The sequence below is a fragment of the Paenibacillus sp. AR247 genome (assembly GCF_002968895.1).
Classification (GTDB): domain Bacteria; phylum Bacillota; class Bacilli; order Paenibacillales; family Paenibacillaceae; genus Paenibacillus_AQ; species Paenibacillus_AQ favisporus.
The window spans coordinates 1-5,209 of the sequence record NZ_PCZT01000013.1 but is presented as its reverse complement, the minus strand read 5'-3'; the positions used below and the strand labels follow the sequence as shown (position 1 = coordinate 5,209).

Sequence of the window (5,209 nt, the reverse complement as noted above, 5' to 3'; positions counted from 1 at the left end):
TGAACTGCATCCTTTTCCCCATTTAAGACGCCGTAACCACCATCTGTATTAGCGCGGTATCGGTTCTTTCTTATTGTATCAATAACGGTTTCATGAAGCTCTGTCTGGCTATTTAAGCCTTTAGTGATTCCTTCCTGCCATTTAGCGAATGCTGGAGCTTCTAAGTGAGAAACTTGTTTCCAAGTTAATGGGCGAACCTCCCCATCTTCATATACAGCCAGAATCATGCAATCCCCTGTCTGTATAAACTCCACACCATTATCCTGAATACGAACGATTGCCAATGCTGCTCCCCATAGTTCTTCCTTTTTCCTCAGATCAATATTGGCGAACACCATTTGTTCCCTAAGAAGATCATTCACCTCAATCATGTGGTCCATTAAACTTCTAGGATCAGTAACAGATTCGAAGTAGTTTTTTACCAGATTCGCGGCAATAAAACCGCCTGTTTCCTTTTTGGTGTTTAGATAGGGTACCAAGGAAGATACACCGTCCAAAGCTCCATACAAATTTACTTTCGGATTCGTAATAATGGCATCCTCATTTAGTACCCCAACGCCTTTCCTGGTGATCTCCTCATAAGTAACAAACAAGTTGTTCACTCCTTACTCAAATTGTTTTGTAATATCCGTAACCTATTTTACCAATTTCCCTATTACCAAGTATTGTAACTATCCTGCCCGTTAGCTTCATGGGCTACCTATCACTCCTACCACTTTCCCCTCAATTTTATCTGCGGGTAATGGGCCGAACAATCTACTGTCATTACTGCGGAACCAATCATCACCTATAAGATAAACGCTGTCTTTGGGGATCTCGATTTCCTCTACGCTCGTTTGTTGGAAGTATTTTACGATATTCTCTAAGTTTTTTCTTACCTGGTCTTCTAAGTCAACATGCTCTAAAGCTTTTTCCAAACTTTCAAGATCATCGCCCAGTCGATGTGCTTTTCCGTAAAAAGCATCAAGCAATTTGCCGTCAATATAGATCTGTCCTTTTTCAATCTTTAGTTTTTCGCCAGGTAGCCCGATCACTCTAGAAATACTGTATTTACCAAGGTTCTTTTTAGTTTCAGGATTTGTGAAGTATACGATATCGCCACGGCTAATCGCATGATCATTGTAATACTTCAAATCAATCACAACCTGTCCTTCTAAATCATGATTCCCTCGATCCATGTTGTCATAGTTATGATTATAGATGATCTGCCCGGAATCCAACTCATTATTGGTTACCGTACTAATCATTGCAGTGATAATTTTACTTGTGTCACCCGAACTACATCCTGCAAGTAAAAATACGAAAATGACAATGATTTCCTTCATCATTTCCTTCTCCCTCCGATTCTTTATCCCTTATACAGAAATACGAAATCTCAAGGTGAATTGATCCAAACGACGGCAGCCGATTATTTTGGCCGGCTGCCGTCGTATCATGATTGAGCTATTGTGTCCGGTTAGCCGGGAACTGAATTTGTTTAAAGATAGTATCAACTAACCATAAACCTGCTGAGGCAATAAAAACCGAGTAACCCAAAACACCCGCATACTTAAATTCGGGCTCGCTAAGAATACAAATATACAACAATTTCTGCAAACAGAAGATGTAAACTTAATCCGACTAACATTCCGAGCATTTTCCCTTTCATTTTCAAGACAATAATGTCTGAAATAACAGAGCAAGGTAATCCAATTATTAAGTAACCGATCGCAGTGTACAAAAAATAGATTGAAAACGTGGCATAACCATGAAATCTAACGAGAATAATCGAAAGAATTGCTGCCAATGAGTATACAAGATATCAACTTCCTGCCAATCCAAACTTTTGTGACTACTGTGAATTCCCCCTTCATGAACCATGGAGCACTGTTTTGCAAATCGTTCTAATATTAAGGACGTAATAATTATTGTAATAGTTACGTTATCCTGCCCGTTAGCTTAACAAGATCCGCCATCGAAAACGATATAAAACCGGCAGTTAGGGGAAGCACCCTGAAGTTTCCGGTTTTATTTTTCCTTAAATGATGAAGATAACAATTTAGGGTAATATGACGTTTAAGAATATAAGAAGAAATGGAGGGATTTCATTTTGAAAAATAAAATTCTTGTTGGGCTTACCGTTCTTATGGCTTCAATCTTATTGTGCGGCACAATTTTTGCGGCGACTGGTAAAATCAAAATCATCGTCGATGGTAAAGAGGTTGCAACGGATGTTGCTCCCAAAAATGAAAACGGGCGTGTCCTCGTCCCTATCAGTACGATTTCGAAGGCACTGGGGTCGGATGTCCAATGGAATGCGAAAACGAAGTCCGTAATCATTAATTCGAAACCAGATATTTGGAACGATGACTTAAATTTTATCAGTACTAATATCATCGAAATTGATAATTTATTCCATTCGTATTTTAACTACTATAACACTAAAGAAACCGGTTACGCTGATTTGGTAACGTCAACATTCAAAAGTGATTTTGTAGACCCGAAAACGATCATATCGAAGATCCAAGACAAGATCATTGACTACCGCATTATCGATGCGAAATTTATCGGCACACTAGATGATCCCTACAGGTTTAAATTCCGCGTGGAAGTAGTGAAGTACACTAATATGGAGGTAATCCCGACTTATTTTGAGAAGCTTCAATTAGATATTGATGTTTTTAATAAGAAAGGTGTTTATCTAATCGATGGCATTTGGGTAAAAGGGAAAGAAGTAATAAAATCCTATACTGTTTTCCCAGGATTAACGCTTGATGGACGCGAACGCTAATCCGTTTAAGCATAGAAAAGAGCCCCATACGAATGGGGCTTAACTTGTTATTGTGCTATGTCTGTAAATCGGTTCAATCCCACTGCTACCTGGATAGCGCCGAATATCGCAGATCTGCTGTTCTTATTAACTATACGCTTAATGTGGGTTGCGATTACGATATCCTGCCCTTTAGTTGAGTAAAGCCGGCCGGTCAAAGTGATCGGCCGGCTTCTTGTATATATTGAGCTGACGTTCTCCGTTAGTTGAATAAAGTATTCCACATTCAATTACTGAACCTTTAAACCCACTGTAACAAATACCACTACGACTCCAACAATTATATGTAAACCGCGGAGTCATATCAGGGTGAAAACAGTTTCCAATGCCCTTCGGAGACAACTTCGACTGCTCCGTCCATCACTTTGATGGCGGTCTGGTCATCCATCGCATAGGCTGGCCCTTGCATCCCGGCGGCCCATCTCTCAGCAGCAGCCATGGTGTTTCCCGGCAGCATCTCGTGATCCAGGTGCGGAAACATTGCAAAATCAACCAGTCCCAGCGTTTCATCACCACCGTTGGGTGGTGTCCAGCCAACGAAGTCTTCCCCAATGTTAGGGGCCATCACCATGCTCCCTGCACTCATTCCCACATAGACTGCGTGCAGCGACGGCAAGAGGTCTGCCAGCCCGGATTGCCGCATCCAGTGGCAAAGGTAGAGGGCGTCGCCGCCCGCCACTAGCAGTACGTCCGTCTCCCGGACCAGCGGCACCCAGCGGTCTTCGGCGATGCTTGGCAGCGCTGTGAGCTCCAGCACGCCGACGGACTTCCAGCCCAGTTCGACCATCGGATTCTCGGAATTCCCGCTGATGAACTGCCAGGCTTTGACGCCTGGGCCCACCCAAGGGTGTCCGTACATCGCGGTGGGAATGCAGAGGGCGCTAGACTCGGCAATGGGCTTGCCCAACATGTCAACCAGCGCGTCCTGTATGCTGTTATTCGTGATGCCTGCAGATGTGAGCAGAAATTTCATAACCCCACTCCTTTTTGTAGCGTCTCACTCCATGGTGCCAAAAGACGGTTTTCCCGCAAGCGCGTAGCGCAATAGAACCGTACCTTTGGAGAACGCTCTGGATTCAAGCAATTGCAGATTCGTCGGTATCGTTCCATCACCGAAGAATCGTTTTCCCTCTCCGAGTATTACTGGAAACTGCCAGATATTCATTCGATCAATCAGCTCGTGACGCAACAATGTCTGGACCAGGTCGCTGCTGCCGACGACATGCACCTCCTCGTAACGCTCCTTCAACAAAGGCACACTTGTGGCCACATCCGCATCGAGCAGTTTTGTATTATTCCAATCGACGCTGGTCAATGTCCGGGATGCGACATATTTCGGTTTCTCGTTCATCAGCTTGGTGAACGGGTTGGTGTCAGGCGCCTGTGGCCAGTACGACGCAAAGATTTCATACGTTTTACGTCCGATCAACATAGCGTCGAGGCTCGCATAATCAGCCGCGATCCGTTGTCCTGTCACCGGATCCCGATAAGGTTCCTGCCATCCGCCGTAGCCGAAACCGCCTTCACGATCTTCATTGGGCGACCCGGGAGATTGGACTATGCCATCCAAGGTCATGAACATATGCACAACTAGATTTCCCATTTCGCTTTTCATTCCTTTCAGATTTAAATTTGTTCACAGGTGGGCTGTCTACTTAAACTAATTTTAGGACATTTCAGTTCGAATTGTTTCTTTCAGATTGCTCATCTAATCTCCCGTTGGCTTAATAAATAAAAGAAGCAGCTGCCGGCGGCAAACTGCTTCTTCATTTAATTACATTAACGTTTACGTTAGTGAAATTCTCGCTCGTTTAAGTGACTTCAAAATAATCAACGATCTAACTCCACTTCGTCGTCTACGAAATATTTCCCTTTCACACCGTTGATGACTTTATGCAGTTCAGCTCTGACCCTGATAACTTCCTGCTCATCCTGCCACCAGTTGTTAGCCTGCCCTATAACTCGATCATCAGGGCACCACACATATTGATACCATGGTGGCATAAATGTTTTTAACATTAGAAGGCATCTGCGCATGTGCCCAGGCGAACTAACTAACAACAACCGATTGATGTTTTCTAAGCCGATTGTTCGATCAAGAACGGTGAGTGAACACAGTATATTTTCTTTCGTATGATTAGACTGTGTCTCTATTAAAATTGATTCATTAGGCACGCCCAGTCTTTTTGCCTCGTCCTGCAGGACAATTGCCTCTGGTGGATTTATTTGTCCAAATTTATCTCCACCAGTAAACAAATATAAGGGGCTCGACCATTCTTAAACAATTCAACCGCCTTTACCGCTCTTGATAAATACGACCCACCAAAAACAATATGCAATCTCCATTCGCAGTTCCGTCATCGGTGTACTTACCATCACCAAACACCACTTTGGTAATTT

General features: G+C 43.4%; 6 protein-coding genes. 1 reads left to right on the top strand and 5 read right to left on the bottom strand.

Annotation, left to right across the window (positions count from 1 at the left end):
* Both CPT76_RS24320 and lepB read right to left on the bottom strand, forming a co-directional pair.
* Positions 1-602: PP2C family serine/threonine-protein phosphatase (locus CPT76_RS24320; protein ID WP_105444756.1), on the bottom strand; the 602-nt coding region annotated here is incomplete at its 3' end.
* A gap of 87 nt (positions 603-689) precedes the next feature.
* On the bottom strand, positions 690-1,328 hold the full coding sequence (gene lepB, locus CPT76_RS24315; RefSeq protein ID WP_105444755.1) for a signal peptidase I: 639 nt from the start codon (positions 1,326-1,328) through the stop codon (positions 690-692).
* 761 nt (positions 1,329-2,089) lie between these two features.
* Between lepB and CPT76_RS24310 the strand changes: the two genes are divergently transcribed.
* On the top strand, positions 2,090-2,770 hold the full coding sequence (locus CPT76_RS24310) for a stalk domain-containing protein (RefSeq protein WP_105444754.1): 681 nt from the start codon (positions 2,090-2,092) through the stop codon (positions 2,768-2,770).
* A gap of 343 nt (positions 2,771-3,113) precedes the next feature.
* On the opposite strand, the gene CPT76_RS24305 is transcribed toward CPT76_RS24310, so the two are convergent.
* The 3 genes from CPT76_RS24305 to CPT76_RS24295 form a co-directional block, all read right to left on the bottom strand.
* Entirely contained in the window at positions 3,114-3,782 is a 669-nt protein-coding gene (locus CPT76_RS24305) for a Type 1 glutamine amidotransferase-like domain-containing protein (RefSeq protein ID WP_105444753.1), read from the bottom strand.
* 24 nt (positions 3,783-3,806) lie between these two features.
* On the bottom strand, positions 3,807-4,412 hold the full coding sequence (locus CPT76_RS24300; protein WP_105444752.1) for a dihydrofolate reductase family protein: 606 nt from the start codon (positions 4,410-4,412) through the stop codon (positions 3,807-3,809).
* Between the two features lie 227 nt (positions 4,413-4,639).
* Complete coding sequence (locus CPT76_RS24295) at positions 4,640-5,065, bottom strand: YdcF family protein (protein WP_258168764.1); 426 nt, start codon at positions 5,063-5,065, stop codon at positions 4,640-4,642.
* Positions 5,066-5,209: the final 144 nt, after the last annotated feature.